We start from the raw sequence: 15,410 nt of genomic DNA on the forward strand, positions 1-15,410 counted from the left end.
CGATAAGCGTCCATTGCGCCCTGCCCCCCGCCTCTGCAACAATCGCGAATAATTATCGTTAGTTAACGCATTCGTTCCGGGGGGGACACTGCTTGTCTTCTGCTCAGAGCCCACACGCTGAACTGGTCGGTACGCTGTACCGCGACCACCGCAGCTGGCTGCTCGCCTGGCTGCAACGCAGCATGGCCTGCCGCCAGCGTGCCGAAGACCTGAGCCAGGACACCTTCGTGCGCCTGCTCGGGCGCGAACACCTGGACACCCCCCGTGAGCCGCGCGCATTCCTGGCCGCAGTAGCCAAAGGGCTGATGTTCGACCATTTTCGCCGCGCTGCCCTGGAGCAGGCCTACCTGGCCGAGCTCGCCCGCCTGCCAGAAGCCGAACAGCCCTCCCCTGAACTGCAACACCTGATCCTCGAAGACCTCAAGGCCATCGACCGCCTGCTCGGCAAGCTGTCGAGCAAGGCACGCACAGCGTTCCTGCACAATCGCCTGGATGGCATGGGCCACGCCGAAATCGCCGAGCGCCTGGGTGTATCGGTATCGCGGGTACGCCAGTACATCGCCCAAGGCATGCGCCAGTGCTATGTGGCGCTGTATGGGGAGCCGACGTGAACAACTCACCGGTTTCTGCCGGGGTCCTTGAAGCGGCCATCGCCTGGAAACTGAGCCTGGACGGCGGCACCGGTACACTCGACGAGCGCAGCGAGTTCATGCGCTGGCATGCCGCCAGCGAAGAACACGCTCGCGCCTGGCGCCAGCTGGGCACCCTCGATCAACGGGTCAGCGCCGCAGCCGGCCCCGCGCGCCAGGCCCTGCAGCAATCGCGCGCAGGGTTGCGCCGGCGGGTGGCGAAGGTGGGCGGCGGGCTGGCTGGCATGTTCCTGCTCGGCTCACTGTTGGCCTGGGTCGGCGCGCCATCGCTTTCGGCAAGCTACTGGCTGGCCGATCAGCGCACCGCCACCGGCGAACTGCGGACCCTGCGTCTGGAGGACGGCACGCTGCTGAGCCTGAACACTCACACGGCAGTCGACATCGACTACGAAGGGGACCAGCGTGTACTGGTGCTGCACCAGGGGGAAATCTCGGTGGAGACCGGCCACCAGGACCCTCGCCCGTTGCTGGTGCGCACCGACGATGGCCGCCTGCGCCCCCTGGGCACTCGCTTCCTGGTGCGGCGCGAAAACCACGGCACCCGCCTGGAAGTGCTGCAGTCCTCGGTTGCAGCCCAGCCGCTCAACAGTGGTGACGAGCAGGTCCTGCGTGAGGGTCAGCAGGTGCTCATGAACGCCAATGGCCTGGGCCGTATCGCCCCCGTGCAAACCGGTGCGGATGCCTGGACCCGCGGCATGCTGGTGGTGGACAACGTGCGTCTTGCCGACCTGGTGGCGCAGCTGGGCCAATACCGCAGCGGCCACCTGGGCGTAGCCGATGAAGTGGCCGACCTGCGCGTGACGGGGAGCTTCCCGCTGACCGATACCGACCTGGCCCTGGCTTCACTGGCCCCCGCGTTGCCGGTGAAGATCGAGCGGCATACCCAGTGGTGGATCAACGTGGTGCCCAAGTAGGGCCTCAACGCCCTCGTCGCCGGCAAGCCCGGTGCTGCGTTCCTTCACTGTTGATCAACGCATTGCCGCCCCGTGGAGGGCCGGCTTGCCGGTGATGAGGCTGAGCTGGCTGCGTACAAATACAAACCATTTCGATTTTTTTTCAGAGGCCCCTGTCACTTCTGAAATCTCGCTCGGCAAGGAAGCAATTAGCACTTATCCGTCGAGGAACCGCTGCATGTCCCGTGCCGTTGATCGTATCCTGCGCCCCAGCCTGATGGCCTTGTCCATCGCCCTGGCTGCACCGTTGGCCAGCCCTGCCCTGTTCGCCGCCGAGCAGTCCGCACAGCGCGCCTACGACCTGCCCAGCGCCCCGCTGGCCACCACCCTGAACCAGATCGCCAGCCAGTCGGGCATCGCCCTGGCCATCGACCCGGCACTGGTCAGCGGCCGCAACTCGGCGCCGGTCAACGGCCAGTACGACGGCCTCGGCGCCCTGCAGGCAGCCCTGCTCGGCACCGGCTTGCAGTTGCAGCAGAGCACCGTCGGCAGCTACAGCCTGGTGGCAGTCCCTGATGGCACCCTGGCGTTGCCCGAGACTGCGATCAATGCCGATGCCTCGTACGAAAGCGCTTGGGGGCCGGTTGACGGCTACACGGCAACACGCACCGCCGCTGGCACCAAGACAGACACCGCCATTGCCGAACTACCACGTTCGGTGACGGTGATCACCCGCCAGCAGATGGAAGACCGCCCGGTCCTCAATCTCAACGACGCCTTGCGCTACACCGCTGGCGTACAGAGCAGCGGCTACGGCTCCGACTCGCGCAGCGACTGGCTGCTGGTACGCGGCTTCGTGCCCACCCAGTTTCTTGACGGTCTGCCATTGCCGAAAGGTAACTACGCGTCACCGAAAATAGAGCCCTGGAACCTGGAGCGCATTGCGGTACTGCGTGGCCCGGCCTCTTCCGTCTACGGCCAGACCCCTCCCGGCGGCTTGCTGGACATGACCAGCCGCCGCCCGGATGTTGTAAGCAGCCACGAAGTTGAAGCCCAGGTTGGCAGCAACAACCACAAACAGATCAACTTCGACAGCACTGGCAAGATCGATGACAGCGGACGGTTTCTCTACCGTGTGAGCGGTACCGTGCGCGACAGCGGCACACCGATCGATCATATTCCGGACAAGCGCTACAACATCGCACCCAGCTTGACCTGGAACATCAATGACGACACCAAACTGACGTTCATTACCCAGTACACCCGCGACGATACCGGTATCACCGGCCAGTTCCTCCCCTTGCAGGGCACCAAACTGGACAGTCCTGCAGGCAAGATCTCCCACCACAAGAACCTGGGCGACCCGGACTGGGAATCCTACGACCGCACTTACTATCACTTGGGTTACGCGTTCGAGACCCGCCTGAACGACACATGGCAGTTCCGCCAGAACCTGCGTTACGCGCGTAACGAACTGGACTTCAAGGGCATCACCGCCGGCGGTTCGATCTGGCCGGCAGGCCCGGACGAAGCAGTCAGCGCCGATGGCACGGTGCAACGCACTGCCGGCATCGTCGAGGAAGACATCTCCCAGTTCGCGGTGGATAACAACTTCCAGGCGGACTTCCAGACCGGCATGGTCGCCCATACCCTGCTGCTGGGGCTCGATCACCAACGCTCGGACAGCAATGCCCGCTGGCGCTGGGGTTCGGCCGGCGTGCCGCCAAGCAATATCCACAACCCGATCTACGGCCAGGATTTCTCGAACGTCCAGTACTTCGACATGTATGACTACGATCAGAAAACCCAGCAGACCGGTCTGTATGTTCAGGATCAGATGGCCCTGAACAACTGGCGCCTGACCTTGGGCGGCCGTGAAGACTGGGTACACACCGGCACCACCTTCCACAACCAGGGCGACGCCACCAATACCCAGCGTGACAAGAAATTCAGCGGTAACGCAGCACTGAGCTATGTGTTCGACAACGGCATTACCCCGTACTTCTCGTATGCCGAGTCGTTCCAGGCCGCAACCGGTGCCGCAGTGAACAGCACCGACGCTTTCAAACCTACCGAAGGCAAACAGTACGAACTGGGCATCAAGTACCAGCCCCCTGGCAGCAAGACACTGCTTAGCGCAGCGGTATTCGACCTGACCCAAGAGAACATGTCGGTAACCGAGGGCAGTGTGACTCGCCAAGTCGGTGAAGTACGCGTCAAAGGCCTGGAGCTTGAAGCCACATCGGATGTCACCAAGAACCTGAAATTGATCGGTTCCTACACCTATAACGACAGCGAGATCACCAAAGGCAACGACGGGGAGAAGGGCAAGCGCATGGCCCAGGTCCCTCGTAACCAGGCCACTGCCTGGGCCGACTACACCTGGCACGAAGGCGCGCTCGATGGCTTTGGCGTGGGTGTCGGTGTGCGCTATGTGGGTGACACCTATGGCAACACCACCAATACCGATTGGGGCCATGTGGGCTCATACACCGTCTACGATGCCTCGGTGCATTACGACTTGGGCCGTCTGAACCCAACCCTCAAGGGCGTAACCGTTGCCGTGGATGCGAAGAACCTGTTCAACAAGGATTACCTGTCGACTTGTGACGGTTACTACTGCTACTACGGCGACGAACGCAACGTAGTGGCCAGCGTCAATTATAAGTTCTGAGCGAATCGGGGCCGCAGTGCGGCCCCTGGTTCCATCAGGCACAATCGGTACCGTGATGAAAAGCCAAACCATCCGCCGCTGGTCCGTGGTTCACACCTGGAGCAGCCTGGTCTGCACCCTGTTCCTGCTGCTACTGGCCATCACCGGCCTGCCGCTGATCTTCCACCACGAAATCGAACACCTGCTCGGCGACGCCCCCGCGCTGCGCGAAATGCCTGCAGGCACCCCCCACCTGGACCTGCAACAGCTGGTGCTCAAGGCCGAGCAGCATCGTCCCGGCGAGGTAATGCAGTACGTTGGCTATGACGAGGACGAAGGCAACGGCGTGGTGGCCATCACCGCTGCCACGGCGGGTAGCGACCCCAATTCGTCACACACCTTCATGCTCGATGCCCGCACCGGCGAGGCCGTCGCCATGCCGGCCGCCAACGGCGGTTTCATGATGATCATGCTGCGCCTGCACGTCGACCTGTTCGCCGGGCTGCCCGGCAAGCTGCTGCTGGCGTTCATGGGTGTACTGTTCGTTGTGGCGATCGTCTCCGGCACCGTGCTCTACGCACCGTTCATGCGCCGCCTGCAATTCGCCACGGTACGCCACGACAAGTCCCGGCGCCTGCGCTGGCTGGACCTGCACAACCTGATCGGGGTGGTGACCCTGGCGTGGGCGCTGACCGTCGGTGTAACCGGGGTCATCAGCGCCCTGTCCGACCTGGTCATCGCCGCCTGGCGCAACGACAGCCTGGCCACCATGGTCGCGCCCTACCGTGACGCCCCGCCGCTCACCGAGCGCGCTCCGGCCAGCCGACTGCTGGACATCGCCAAGCAGGCCGCGCCCGGTATGCGCCCAGACTTCATCGCCTTCCCCGGCACGCGGTTCTCCAGCGAGCACCACTACGCCGTGTTCATGAAAGGCGCCACCCACCTTACCTCGCACCTGCTCACACCCGTGCTGATCGATGCGCGCACCCTGCAGGTGACCGCCGTGGGCGAACGCCCCTGGTACATGGACGCCATGGGGCTTTCGCAGCCACTGCACTTCGGCGACTACGGTGGGCGGCCGATGCAGATCCTCTGGGCTGTGCTCGATGGGTTGACCATCATCGTGCTCGGCAGCGGCCTTTACCTGTGGTGGGGCAAACAGCGCAAACCCCGGGAGGCTCGGGCATGAGCCACACGTCGCAACCGACCCTGCGCATTTTCACCTGGCCAGCCGCCATCGGCCTGCTCGGTGCAGCCGGCCTGTTCGCCGCCTTGCTGGGTGACGGTGCGTGGGATGCCCTGGCCTGGCTGGGCCTGGCCGTGCCCGTCATCCTCAGCCTGCGCGGGTTGTGCCGGCGATAACCGGCTACCGCTTCGGCCCTTGCCCCGGGCCGTAACGTTGCGCCTCCCTGACCGAAGGAGCGCAACATGCTACCGCTGGAACGTATCGAATTCCTCGACCATCAGATCACCGCCCTCCTGGCGCAAATGCCGAGCCCCGACCGGCCACGGCTCACCCGTCAGCAGCTACAGGGCGAGCTGGCGGAATACTGGGCAGCCAGCGATACCCAGGGCCGCTCGCGCAGGGTGCGCCTGTGCGATCTGCGCCGGGCCATGATGCATGCCGAGCTGACCCTGCGCCTGGGCGACCAAACCTTGCCCACCCCTCAGGCCGATGCCCTGAGTCTGTGCCTGGACCTGCCCTACGCCTGGCAACGCCGCCCCCAAGCGATGGCCACACGTGCCCAGGTCTACCGCCTGGTCCTCAGCCGTAGCCAGCCCCACAGCCGCGCCGTGCTACCAGGGATGTTCGTGGTCATCACCGGTACTGACGAGGCCGCCGAACTCTCCCCGGAGCAACCCCGCGGGGCGGCGTTGCTGTGCGGCCTGACCCAAGGCATCGAGGCCTATGCCTCGCTGGCCGACCTGCACCTTGAGCTGTGCGAACGCCTCGACGACCCGCTTCAGGGCCCGCCACTGCTGCGCCTGCTGGTCGATGCCGAGCGTATGGAGCACGCCGCCAAGGCCGACCGCCTGCGCTATGAATGGTATGCCGATGACCCGGTGCAAGCCCAAATCGACATCCTGATCGAAGCGCAGCGCCTGCGTGTCAACCACGCCTGGGCCACTGCCCAGGGCGCGCTGGCACCCACGGCCGAGGCGCTGCGCGATGCCCTGTCACTGACGGCCGATGTCGGCAAGCAGGCGTTGCTCGACACGCGCTACGGCCTGCTGCTGGAAAAAAACCTGCCCAACTGGTTGACCACGGCAGGGCCCCAGGCGCTTTCGCACATCATGCAGGCCATGCAACAACTGGTCGCCGCCGGCAATCGCATCGCCGCACCAGGCATCCTCACCTTGGCGCAGTTTCGCGAGCAGGACAGCTTGCTGGGCTGGGCCCGCGCCCGTGTAGAGGAACGCCTGCGCCACGATCATGGCCTGCGCTACGCAGCTGCCGACATCATGGTCCATGTGGTGCACAGCCGTCAGGCCGGCCCGCAGCTGAACCCCTTCAACCCTTCGATCTACGTCACCTGGCGGGGCTTCGAGCAGGTCGGTGGGGTAATGGTCGAGCTGACCAGGGAGAGTTACCCGCTGGACGAGTTGGCTTTGTGCAACCTGAACTGGTTCGACTACGACTATTGGCTCACCGCCCGGGTGACCCATCGCCAAGACAAGCCGTTACCCGAGGGCCTGAACCCGGCCTACATCAAGGCGATGATCAGAAACCTGAATGTCGGCGGCAGCTATGATGCTTACCTGAAAACCCAATTGATCGATTCCCCGGTCGGGGGCTGGAGGCTCAATGCCCATGCCCTGATCAACCGGGCCCGCATGCGTGCCGAAGTGGCCAAGGCGCGTTATGCCGGGCACCTTGGCAACGCCCAGGGTGAACAAGGCTACCGCTGGGTACGCCAGGTACTGGACTACCCACACAACGCGCTGCGCCCGCCCGTGGACAACCACCGCATCACCGTGCGCCAATTGACGATCCATGGTCATACCCTGCAAGGGGTTCTGCTGATCAACGCCGAAGGCTCTGGCACAGGCGCCTTCGTCCTGTACACACCGGACGCACCCGACCGCCGCGCCTGGCGCCGGCTGAGCAATGCTCGCGAACTGATGCGGCTGCTGCGCCAGCAACCGGCCCTGCGCGCCTACGTCGCGAGCCGCCTGCCCCTGCTGTCACCTGTACGCACCGAAAAACTGCTGAACAAGGGCCGGCTCGGGCCGGCACTGCGCATCCTGGCAATCGAGGATGACCTGTTCTTCGCCTACTACATGGCCGAGGTGCGCGGCTGGTTGGCGGTGGTCGATGCCCGGAGCCGCACCACCGGGGAGGCAGACCTTCAGCAGGGCACCGCGCTGGTGTGGCGCCTGCTCGACCTGATCAGCCTGGTACTGCCTGCGCGTGTACAGATTCCCCTGGCCATGGGACGCATGGTGATCGAAACCTGGGCTGGCCTGGAAGCCTTCAGCGAGGACGATATCAACGGTGTGCTGACCCATACCTACAACGCCCTGAGCTATGCCAACGATGCAGGTACCGGCGCGGTCAGCGCCGGCCTGATGCGCCGTATGATGCGTGGCCTGCCGACGCAACCACCGCTGCCACTGCCCTCGCGCTACAGCATCACGCCTGCGCTCGAACACCTGCGCTACACCATTGACGGTGTGCACGGTGAAGGCGTCTTTGAAAAATCATCAGCCTTCGAAGGGCTGACCCAATACTTCATCCAGGACGCCCACGGCCGCTATTACCAGGTCTCGTTCGACGGGCGTCGTTGGCGTGTCATCGACCCTACGCAGCCGGACGCTTACCTGCTGCAGCCAGTCAAGCGCCTGGCCAATGGCAACTGGGTGATCGACTCACCGGTGCTGTGGTACGACGGCTTGCCCGATCTACCGCAGCTGCTGGCCAGCTGCCGCCTGCAGCCGCCGTTGGAGGGTGAAGCGGTGGGCACGCAGGCGGGGCTGTGCCAGGCAGACGACCAGCTCTACCTGCAAACCCCTGCCGGGCAACTGCCCTTGCGTGCGCACCTGCTCGCCGGGCGCTACCACCTGGTGATCCCGCACGCCCGGCAAGCCGGCGTGGTGCCGTGGGCGATCCTGCGCTGGCAAGACCAGCAGTGGCGCATCCGGGTACGCCAGGCCGGGCGCAGCAGCGATTGGCTGGCGCTGCCGGAGGCCTACTCGCCGAGCCTTGGCAGCAACCGGTCCAGGCGCTGATGCAGGGCACTACTGCTCGGCCAGTTACGCAACAGCCGTGCCCGGTCACGGGCGTAGGCCGGTGCGAAGCTGAGCGCCGTGGCGTGCTGGCACATGGCGTCGAGGTCGATCAATGACCATTGGCCGTTGTGCCAGAACAGGTTGTGGCCTTTGAAGTCGCCATGGCTGATACGCTCGCGGATCAGTTGCTGCATCACCTCCACCAAGGCATCGACTTGCTCTTCAGGCGCATCGCCGTTTTCCACATAGGGCGCGAAGCACGCAGTCAGGTCCGGCCCATCGACATGTTCGGTGACCAGGTACGCCCGGCTGCGCAGGCCCATGACGCGCTGCTCCAGCACCGCCAACGGGCGCGGCGTGGCGATGCCCAGGAACTCCAGGCGATGGCCTTCGATCCAGGAGTGCCAGGCCCGGCTCGGGCGCCAGAAGCGCTTGAACCAGTGCGCGGTGTTCTTGATGTTGTAGCGTTTGAGCACCAGTGAGCGCACACCCACTTCGACACGCGCCACGCTGGCCGCGCCGCCTGTCTTGTACAGGTGGCCCTGGTCGATCAAGGTATCGGCCTGTTCCAGCACCGGCAACATGGCCTGGACTTCGCTGCGACGGATTGAGCGTAAGCCCGAAAGGCTGCGCTCGACGCTGAACAGCGTGCATTCGCGACCGGCCTTCTCCAGGTAGTCCTTCAGCCGCCAGTTGCGCACCTTGTCCACCTGCTTCTGCAACGCCTCCATGGGCAAGGCGTGCTCGGCATTGGCCAGCAAGTAGTGCACCAGCAGCTCTTCGATGAAGGGCTCCAGGCGCTTGGGCAACTGCGCGAAGAACACCCCGAGGTTTTCCAGCACACGCGGGCGCGACAGCTGCTGGCCGGGTGTTTCAGCCTTGATGCCAGCGCCATCGATGAGGTACAGCTTGCCGCCGTGACGCAGCAGGTTGTCCAGGTGCAGATCTTCCTGCCAGAGGCCCTTGGCATGCATCTGGGCAACGGCGGTCAGTGCTTCGCCAAGCACCAGGTGCTGTTCGTCGGCAAGCACCGGCAAGCCTGCCACTTTGTCCCAGGCATCGGCCAGGCTCTGGGCGCCGTCGAGGAACTCGAACAGCAGCCAGCCACCCTCACCGTCCTTGAGCCCATCGGCAAGCAGCCTGGGCGTGGTCAGGCCCTGCGCGGCCAGCAGCTTCACACCCTCCAGCTCCCGCTGGAAATGGCGCGCGGCGTTGCCACCCACCAGCAACTTGGCCAACACCGGCGTACCGCGCCATACCCCGGCACCGACATAGCGCTGGCCCGGCAACACCCGCAGCAGGCTGAGCAGCTGAAGTTCGGCGTTGCCAGCGGCGTCGGCCAGGCTGATCGAGAGCGGCAGTGAAGGGCTGCGCCCGGCATCTTTCAATTCAGACAAACGCATCAGCGGGCCTCTTTTTCACGACGGCGTTGTGTCAGCCGCTGCAACCAGGTGCCGACCAGCGCGCTGTCGGCCGGCAGGGCAAGGTAGGCAGCCAGCAGCGTGCGCACCTGCGCTTCGCTCCAGGCCGGGGCGCGGCGCAGCAGCGGCTCCAGGTCCTTCAGGCGGTCGCGCATGCCGAACAGCAGTGGCCGGGTCTTTTCCAGGTCGATCAGTTGCGCGTCCCAGCCTTCGCGGCGCTGGCGCAGGAAGATGTGCTTGGGGTAGAAGCAGCCGTGCACCTGGCCGGCGCTGTGCAGCGTGCGCGCCAGCTGGCCACAGGCCTGGAGGATACCGTTGCGCTCAGCGTCACCGAGCTGCGGCCATTGGCCCAGCAGGCTTTCCAGGTCGCTCCAGTCATCCAGGGCACGGGTGAGCAGAATCGCCCGGTGCTGGCCCGCGTGCTTGCGCTCACCGTAGAACACTGCCTGCAAGGCCGGGATATGCAGCTTCTGGTAACGGCTGATGTTGCGGAACTCACGGGCGAACGTCGGCTCGCCGAACGGGCGGTGCAAAGTGCGGGTCAGGTAGTCGCTCTGGCGCTTGAGGTAATACCCTTTACCCTCGAGCTCCAGGCGATAGACACTGCTCCAGCCGCCTCGGCCGGTGTTGGGTTCGTCCACGGCATCGAGCTGCAGCGCCCACAGCGCTTCGAAGTCATTCAGGCCATGGCGTTTGAGCAGCGCGAGGTCCGCGCTGGCCAGGTAATCGGTCATTCCCTTCCCTCGAAGAAGCTCAGTACCTGACGGACCCGGCGCTTGTCGCGTGCATTCAGGCGCTGACGCCCGCGGTACTGCAAATAGAAGCGCAGGCGCTGGGTCGCCGTCAGGTGGTATTTGGCGACCTTGTCCAGGCATGCCAGGTCCTTGATCAGCCGGTGGCGCCACATGAAACCGCGCCAGAAGTCGCCGGTCGGGCAATCGATGAAGAACAGCGTGCCCCGGTCATCGACCAGCAGGTTGCGCCACTTGAGGTCGTTGTGGGCGAAACGATGTTCATGCATGACCCGGGTATGGCGCGCCAGCTGTTGGCTGATGTGGTCGACCCAGGCGCGATCGGCCAGGCGCGGATCATTGCGCTCAGCCAGCGCCGACAGGTCTTCGGTGCGGGGCAGTTCGCGAGTGATCATCGCACCTCGGCCAAACGCCAAGCCATTGCGTTCCAGGCCCCAGGCCACAACTTCGGCGGTGGGGATGTCCCATTTGGCGAACTGCTTGAGGTTCTGCCATTCGGCCTTGATACGCGGCCGGCCGAGGTAACGGCGCATGTGTTTGCCGGCGCCGGTGTAGCGCTTGACGTAATAGTTGACCCCATCACGCTCGACGCGGACCACCTCGCTGAGCGGGTCACGGGTCAGGCGTTCACCCTGCAGGGCAAACACCGCATCAAGAGTGCCGAAGTCCGCCGCCAGGTGTTCATAGCCCGGCGCCAGTGTCCAACCCGCCATCAGAGCGCATCCCCATAGCGTTGTTTGCGATCGTAGAGTTTCTGCGCCTTGCGATCCAGCCAGGCCAGCAGCGCGGCTTCCTCGCTGAGCACCTGGCGCAGCGGGCGCTGGAAGTAACCACGCAGGAAACGCAGCTTGTCGCGCCGGGTCAGGCCGATGTCCAGCGCCGAAAAGTACAGCGCGGCCAGGTCCTTGTCCCGCCAGCGGCGGCTGATTTTCGCCCGGGTCTGGGCGCGGTGCAGGTCGATTACCGACAGCTTGAAGTCTTGCGCCGTCACCGGGCGATCGGTGTGCAGCAGGAAGTGGCAGATGTAGCAGTCGCGGTGGTTGACCCCCGCGCGGTGCATGCCGCCGGTCATCTTCGCCACTTCGGCGATCAGCGCGTGCTTGAGCGCTGGCTCAGGCGGCTGCCTGACCCAGTCGATGCTGAAGTCTTCCAGGCTGATGGTCGGCGCCAGCTCTTGAGTGACGATGAACGAATGCTGCGTGGCCGGGTTGCTGCCACGCTCGCCGTAGGCCACTGCAGTCATGGTCGGCACGCCGACTTCATGCAGGCGCTCGATGGCCCGCCATTCCTGGCCGGCACCCAGCACCGGAAGCTTGGCGGTGAGCAGGTTCTTGAAGATTTCGCCCCAGCCAATGCCCCGGTGGATCTTGACGAAGAAACCTTCGCCATCGACCTCGGTGCGCAGCGTGCGGCGACCTTCCAGCTCGCGGTACACCTCGCCTTGCAGGGCTTCCACGGCATCGAAGGCATCACGCCCCGCCCACAGGCGCTTGAAAGGTTCGGCCAGTATCAGCTTCATGCGCTCTCCTGCCCCAGAATCACGTCGGCGGCGTGCTGCGGCATGCTGTACAGGTCGGCGGTATCGGCAAAGGCCAGTCCATTGCGCGACCACTCCGCACGCGCCGTTGGCGCTTCGAGCATGCGCTGCAGGTAGCCATTGAGCTGTTCCTGCTCGAACGGCTCGTCCAGCACCAGGCCGCTGTCGGCCTCGGCAATGTAATGGGCATAACCGCAGACCTTGGAAACCAGCACCGGCAAGCCCGCCACCAGTGCTTCAAGCAGCACGGTGCCGGTGTTCTCGTTGTAGGCCGGGTGAACCAACAGGTCCGCACCCAACAGGAAGCGTGGAATGTCACTGCGCCCCTTGAGAAACTGCACCTGCTCGCCCAGGCCCAATGCTGCGCTCTGCAGCTGGAACACCTTGGGGTCGTCCTGGCCGATGACCATCAGCCGGGTGCGCTTGCGCAGAGACGCCGGCAGAGCGGCCAAGGCTTTGAGGCTACGGTCGACGCCCTTGGTTTTGAAGCCGGAGCCGATCTGAACCAGCAACAGGTCGTCATCGCCCAGGTTGAACTCCTTGCGAAACGCCGCGCGGATCTCGGCGGCATTGGCCGGCGCACGGCGGTCCTGGGAAATGCCGGGCGGCAGCAGGTGGAAGCGCTCGACAGGGGTGCCGTAATGCTTGATGAACAGCGGTTGCTGCACCTCTGAAATCATCAGCACCTCAGTGCGCGCATCCTTGGCGAACACGGCCCGCTCGTACTCGGCAAAGTGCCGGTAGCGGCCCCAGCGGCGGTACAGGCCGCCACGCAAGGTCTGGGCTTTGTCCTCGAAACAGCCGTCGGCCGCGTAATACACGTCCAGGCCCGGCATCTTGTTGAAGCCGATCAACCGGTCTACCGGGCGCTTGGCCAGATCGGCCTGCATCCAGGCACTGAGTTTTTCATTGCGACGGTGATTGAACAGCGCCTTGACCGGCGCCACCAGCACCTCGAAACCGGGCGGAACGTCGCCTTCCCAGATCAGCGTGTAGACACGGATCTGGTGGCCCCGCTTCTGGCATTCCAGGGCAATGCGCATGAAGTCGCGCTGCAGCCCGCCGAAGGGGAAATATTTGTAAAGCACGAAAGCCAGTTGCATCAACGGACATCCTCAGCCAGCAGCAACGCGCTCAAGCGGCTCGCCACATGCTCGGGATTCAGGCGAGTGAAGCACAGTGGCCACTCGCGTTTGAGATCGAACCGGCGCAGGTCGTCGGCGCTCGGTTTGTAGGTGCACTTTTTCTGCAGGCACGGCGCACAGGGGAAATCGCTGGCCTGATGGACCTGTACACGGCCATAGGCGCCGGTCAGGCCGGGGTTGGTCGGGCCGAACAGCGAAATGGTAGGCACATCCAGCGCCGCCGCCAGGTGGCCCAGCCCAGTGTCCACCGCAACACAGGCCTTTGCCGCCGCCAGCACGCGGGCAACACCGGCAAGGTTCAATCTGGGGAGCACCTGGCAGTTGTTCAAGCCCTGGGCGATACGCTCGGCGCGGTCTTTCTCGGCCTGGTTGCCCCATGGCAGGCATACCTGCAGCCTGCTGCGGCCCAAGCGTTCAGCCAGCTCGCGCCAGTAGGCCTCGGGCCAGTGCTTGGTCGCCCAGGTGGTGCCGTGCAGAAACACCACGTACGGCGCTGCCGGCGGCAGTTGCAGGCGGTCCAGGTCCAGGCCGTACTTGCCGATACCTTCGGGCAGGTCATAGGCCAGCGCCATGGCGAACAGCTGGCGCACGCGCTCTACCGCATGCTGGCCGACGGCGACCGAAAGGCGCCGGTCATAGAAGCGGCTGGCCCAGCCCTCGCGCGCCGAGTAACGGTCAAGGCCAGCCACCGGCGCCTTGACGTAGCGGGTCAGCCAAGCCGACTTGACCAGCCCCTGGGCATCGATCACCAGGTCGTACTTGCGCTCGCGCACGCGTTGCTTGAACGCCTTCCACTCGCCGCTCTTGATGGTCTGCCAGACATTCTTGCGCCAGCGCCGAATGGCCACCGGTATCACCTGGTCGACCGCCGGGTGCCAGCTGGGGATCTCGGCGAAGCCTTCTTCTACCACCCAGTCGAAACGGATGCCCGGGATCGCATGGGCGGCATCGGTGAGCGCCGGCAGGGTGTGGATCACATCACCCAGCGACGAGGTCTTGATGATCAGTACCCGCACTTACTCGACCTCGGCCACGGTATCGATCAGGTTCGGCCCACCCAGGCTGTGCAGGGCGGCGATGACTTTGCCCGGCTCCAGCAGACGCAGGCAGTTGTAGTGGCCGAAGCGGCAGGTGCGGTCGAAGCATGGGCTGCACTCGATGCCCGTGCGCACGACCTCCACCTGCTCGGCCAACGGCGGGGTGAAGCCCGGCGAGGTCGAGCCATAGACGGCAACCAAAGGGCGGTTCAAAGCCGCCGCAACGTGCATCAACCCGGAGTCGTTGGACACCACCGCGTTGGCGCAGGACATGAGGTCGATCGCCTCGGCCAACGAGGTTTCGCCTGCCAGGTTGCAGGACTCTTCACGCAAACCCGGGATCAGCCGGTCGCGGATCTGTTCGCCGACCGGGTGATCGTTCTTCGAGCCGAACAGCCAGACCTGCCAGCCTTGGCGAATCATGGCGTCGGCAACGTTGGCGTAGTGCTCTGCCGGCCAGCGCTTGGCTTCCCCGAACTCGGCGCCTGGGCACAACGCAAGCACCGGGCGGTCCAGCTCCAGGCCGAACTTGGCCAGCGCGGCCTCACGGCTCGGCGCTTCGATCTGCAGGCTCGGCCGAGGATAAGGCTGCGGCAGCTCGGCACCCGGCGCGTAGGCCAGTGCCATGAAGCGCTCGATCATCAACGGGTAACGAGCCTTGTCCAGTTTACGCACGTCGTTGAGCAGGCCGAAGCGCATTTCGCCGCGCCAGCCGGTGCGCTTGGGGATGCCGGCAAAGAACGGCACCAGCGCCGACTTCAGCGAGTTGGGCAGCAGTATCGCCTGGTCGTACTGCCCGGCCAGGGACTTGCCGATGCGCCGGCGCGTGGCCAGTTCCAGCGCGCCATGGCCGAGCGGGAAGCTCAAGGCCTGACGCACTTGGGGCATGCGCTCAAGGATCGGCCGGCTCCACTCGGGCGCCAGCACGTCGATCACGCAGTCGGGGTGCTGCTGTTTCAGGCACTGGAACAGGGTTTGCGCCATCACCATGTCGCCAACCCAGCTGGGGCCAATGATCAGTATTCTCATGCTTAGTCCAGAAACGCTCGGGGAGGCTACAGGCTGCGGTACAGCCTGGCCTCCCCTCTTTAT

13 protein-coding genes are annotated in these 15,410 nt (G+C 64.7%); 6 read left to right on the top strand and 7 right to left on the bottom strand.

Annotated features, from left to right (window positions below; genetic code table 11):
• Positions 1 to 92 precede the first annotated feature (92 nt).
• The 6 genes from ABRP30_RS26020 to ABRP30_RS26045 all read left to right on the top strand — a co-directional run bounded on the left by ABRP30_RS26020 (position 93) and on the right by ABRP30_RS26045 (position 8,426).
• Positions 93 to 611, top strand: a complete 519-nt coding sequence (locus ABRP30_RS26020) for an RNA polymerase sigma factor (protein ID WP_241805665.1) — start codon at positions 93 to 95, stop codon at positions 609 to 611.
• Complete coding sequence (locus ABRP30_RS26025; RefSeq protein WP_241805664.1) at positions 608 to 1,564, top strand: FecR domain-containing protein; 957 nt, start codon at positions 608 to 610, stop codon at positions 1,562 to 1,564. The genes ABRP30_RS26020 and ABRP30_RS26025 overlap by 4 nt, the downstream gene beginning before the upstream one ends.
• A 217-nt stretch (positions 1,565 to 1,781) precedes the next feature.
• On the top strand, positions 1,782 to 4,217 hold the full coding sequence (locus tag ABRP30_RS26030; RefSeq protein WP_349976592.1) for a TonB-dependent siderophore receptor: 2,436 nt from the start codon (positions 1,782 to 1,784) through the stop codon (positions 4,215 to 4,217).
• Between the two features lie 55 nt (positions 4,218 to 4,272).
• Entirely contained in the window at positions 4,273 to 5,385 is a 1,113-nt protein-coding gene (locus ABRP30_RS26035; protein WP_349976591.1) for a PepSY-associated TM helix domain-containing protein, read from the top strand.
• A complete protein-coding gene (locus ABRP30_RS26040; protein WP_267819288.1) occupies positions 5,382 to 5,558 on the top strand; it encodes a hypothetical protein in 177 nt (58 codons plus the stop codon). The genes ABRP30_RS26035 and ABRP30_RS26040 overlap by 4 nt, the downstream gene beginning before the upstream one ends.
• A gap of 66 nt (positions 5,559 to 5,624) precedes the next feature.
• Positions 5,625 to 8,426: a dermonecrotic toxin domain-containing protein gene (locus tag ABRP30_RS26045; protein ID WP_349976590.1), complete on the top strand. Its 2,802-nt coding sequence runs from the start codon at positions 5,625 to 5,627 to the stop codon at positions 8,424 to 8,426.
• On the opposite strand, the gene ABRP30_RS26050 is transcribed toward ABRP30_RS26045, so the two are convergent.
• The 7 genes from ABRP30_RS26050 to waaF are packed head-to-tail and all read right to left on the bottom strand — an operon-like array spanning position 8,387 to position 15,347.
• Positions 8,387 to 9,829, bottom strand: coding sequence for a lipopolysaccharide kinase InaA family protein (locus tag ABRP30_RS26050; protein ID WP_349976589.1), 1,443 nt, complete (start codon positions 9,827 to 9,829; stop codon positions 8,387 to 8,389). The genes ABRP30_RS26045 and ABRP30_RS26050 overlap by 40 nt on opposite strands.
• A complete protein-coding gene (locus ABRP30_RS26055; RefSeq protein ID WP_241805658.1) occupies positions 9,829 to 10,581 on the bottom strand; it encodes a lipopolysaccharide kinase InaA family protein in 753 nt (250 codons plus the stop codon). Before ABRP30_RS26055 ends, ABRP30_RS26050 begins: the two co-directional genes overlap by 1 nt.
• Positions 10,578 to 11,312 carry a lipopolysaccharide kinase InaA family protein gene (locus ABRP30_RS26060; RefSeq protein ID WP_349976588.1) on the bottom strand — a complete coding sequence of 245 codons (735 nt, stop codon included), beginning with the start codon at positions 11,310 to 11,312 and terminating at the stop codon, positions 10,578 to 10,580. Before ABRP30_RS26060 ends, ABRP30_RS26055 begins: the two co-directional genes overlap by 4 nt.
• Entirely contained in the window at positions 11,312 to 12,118 is an 807-nt protein-coding gene (rfaP, locus tag ABRP30_RS26065) for a lipopolysaccharide core heptose(I) kinase RfaP (RefSeq protein WP_241805656.1), read from the bottom strand. Before rfaP ends, ABRP30_RS26060 begins: the two co-directional genes overlap by 1 nt.
• Complete coding sequence (locus ABRP30_RS26070) at positions 12,115 to 13,239, bottom strand: glycosyltransferase family 4 protein (protein ID WP_349976587.1); 1,125 nt, start codon at positions 13,237 to 13,239, stop codon at positions 12,115 to 12,117. The genes rfaP and ABRP30_RS26070 overlap by 4 nt, the downstream gene beginning before the upstream one ends.
• The gene (gene waaC / locus ABRP30_RS26075) at positions 13,239 to 14,297 is read right to left on the bottom strand and encodes a lipopolysaccharide heptosyltransferase I (protein ID WP_241805654.1); all 1,059 of its coding nucleotides are present in this window, start codon (positions 14,295 to 14,297) and stop codon (positions 13,239 to 13,241) included. Before waaC ends, ABRP30_RS26070 begins: the two co-directional genes overlap by 1 nt.
• A complete protein-coding gene (gene waaF / locus ABRP30_RS26080; protein ID WP_267819302.1) occupies positions 14,298 to 15,347 on the bottom strand; it encodes a lipopolysaccharide heptosyltransferase II in 1,050 nt (349 codons plus the stop codon). It lies immediately after the preceding gene.
• Positions 15,348 to 15,410: the final 63 nt, after the last annotated feature.

The sequence above is a fragment of the Pseudomonas sp. WHRI 8519 genome (assembly GCF_040224055.2).
GTDB lineage: Bacteria > Pseudomonadota > Gammaproteobacteria > Pseudomonadales > Pseudomonadaceae > Aquipseudomonas > Aquipseudomonas putida_X.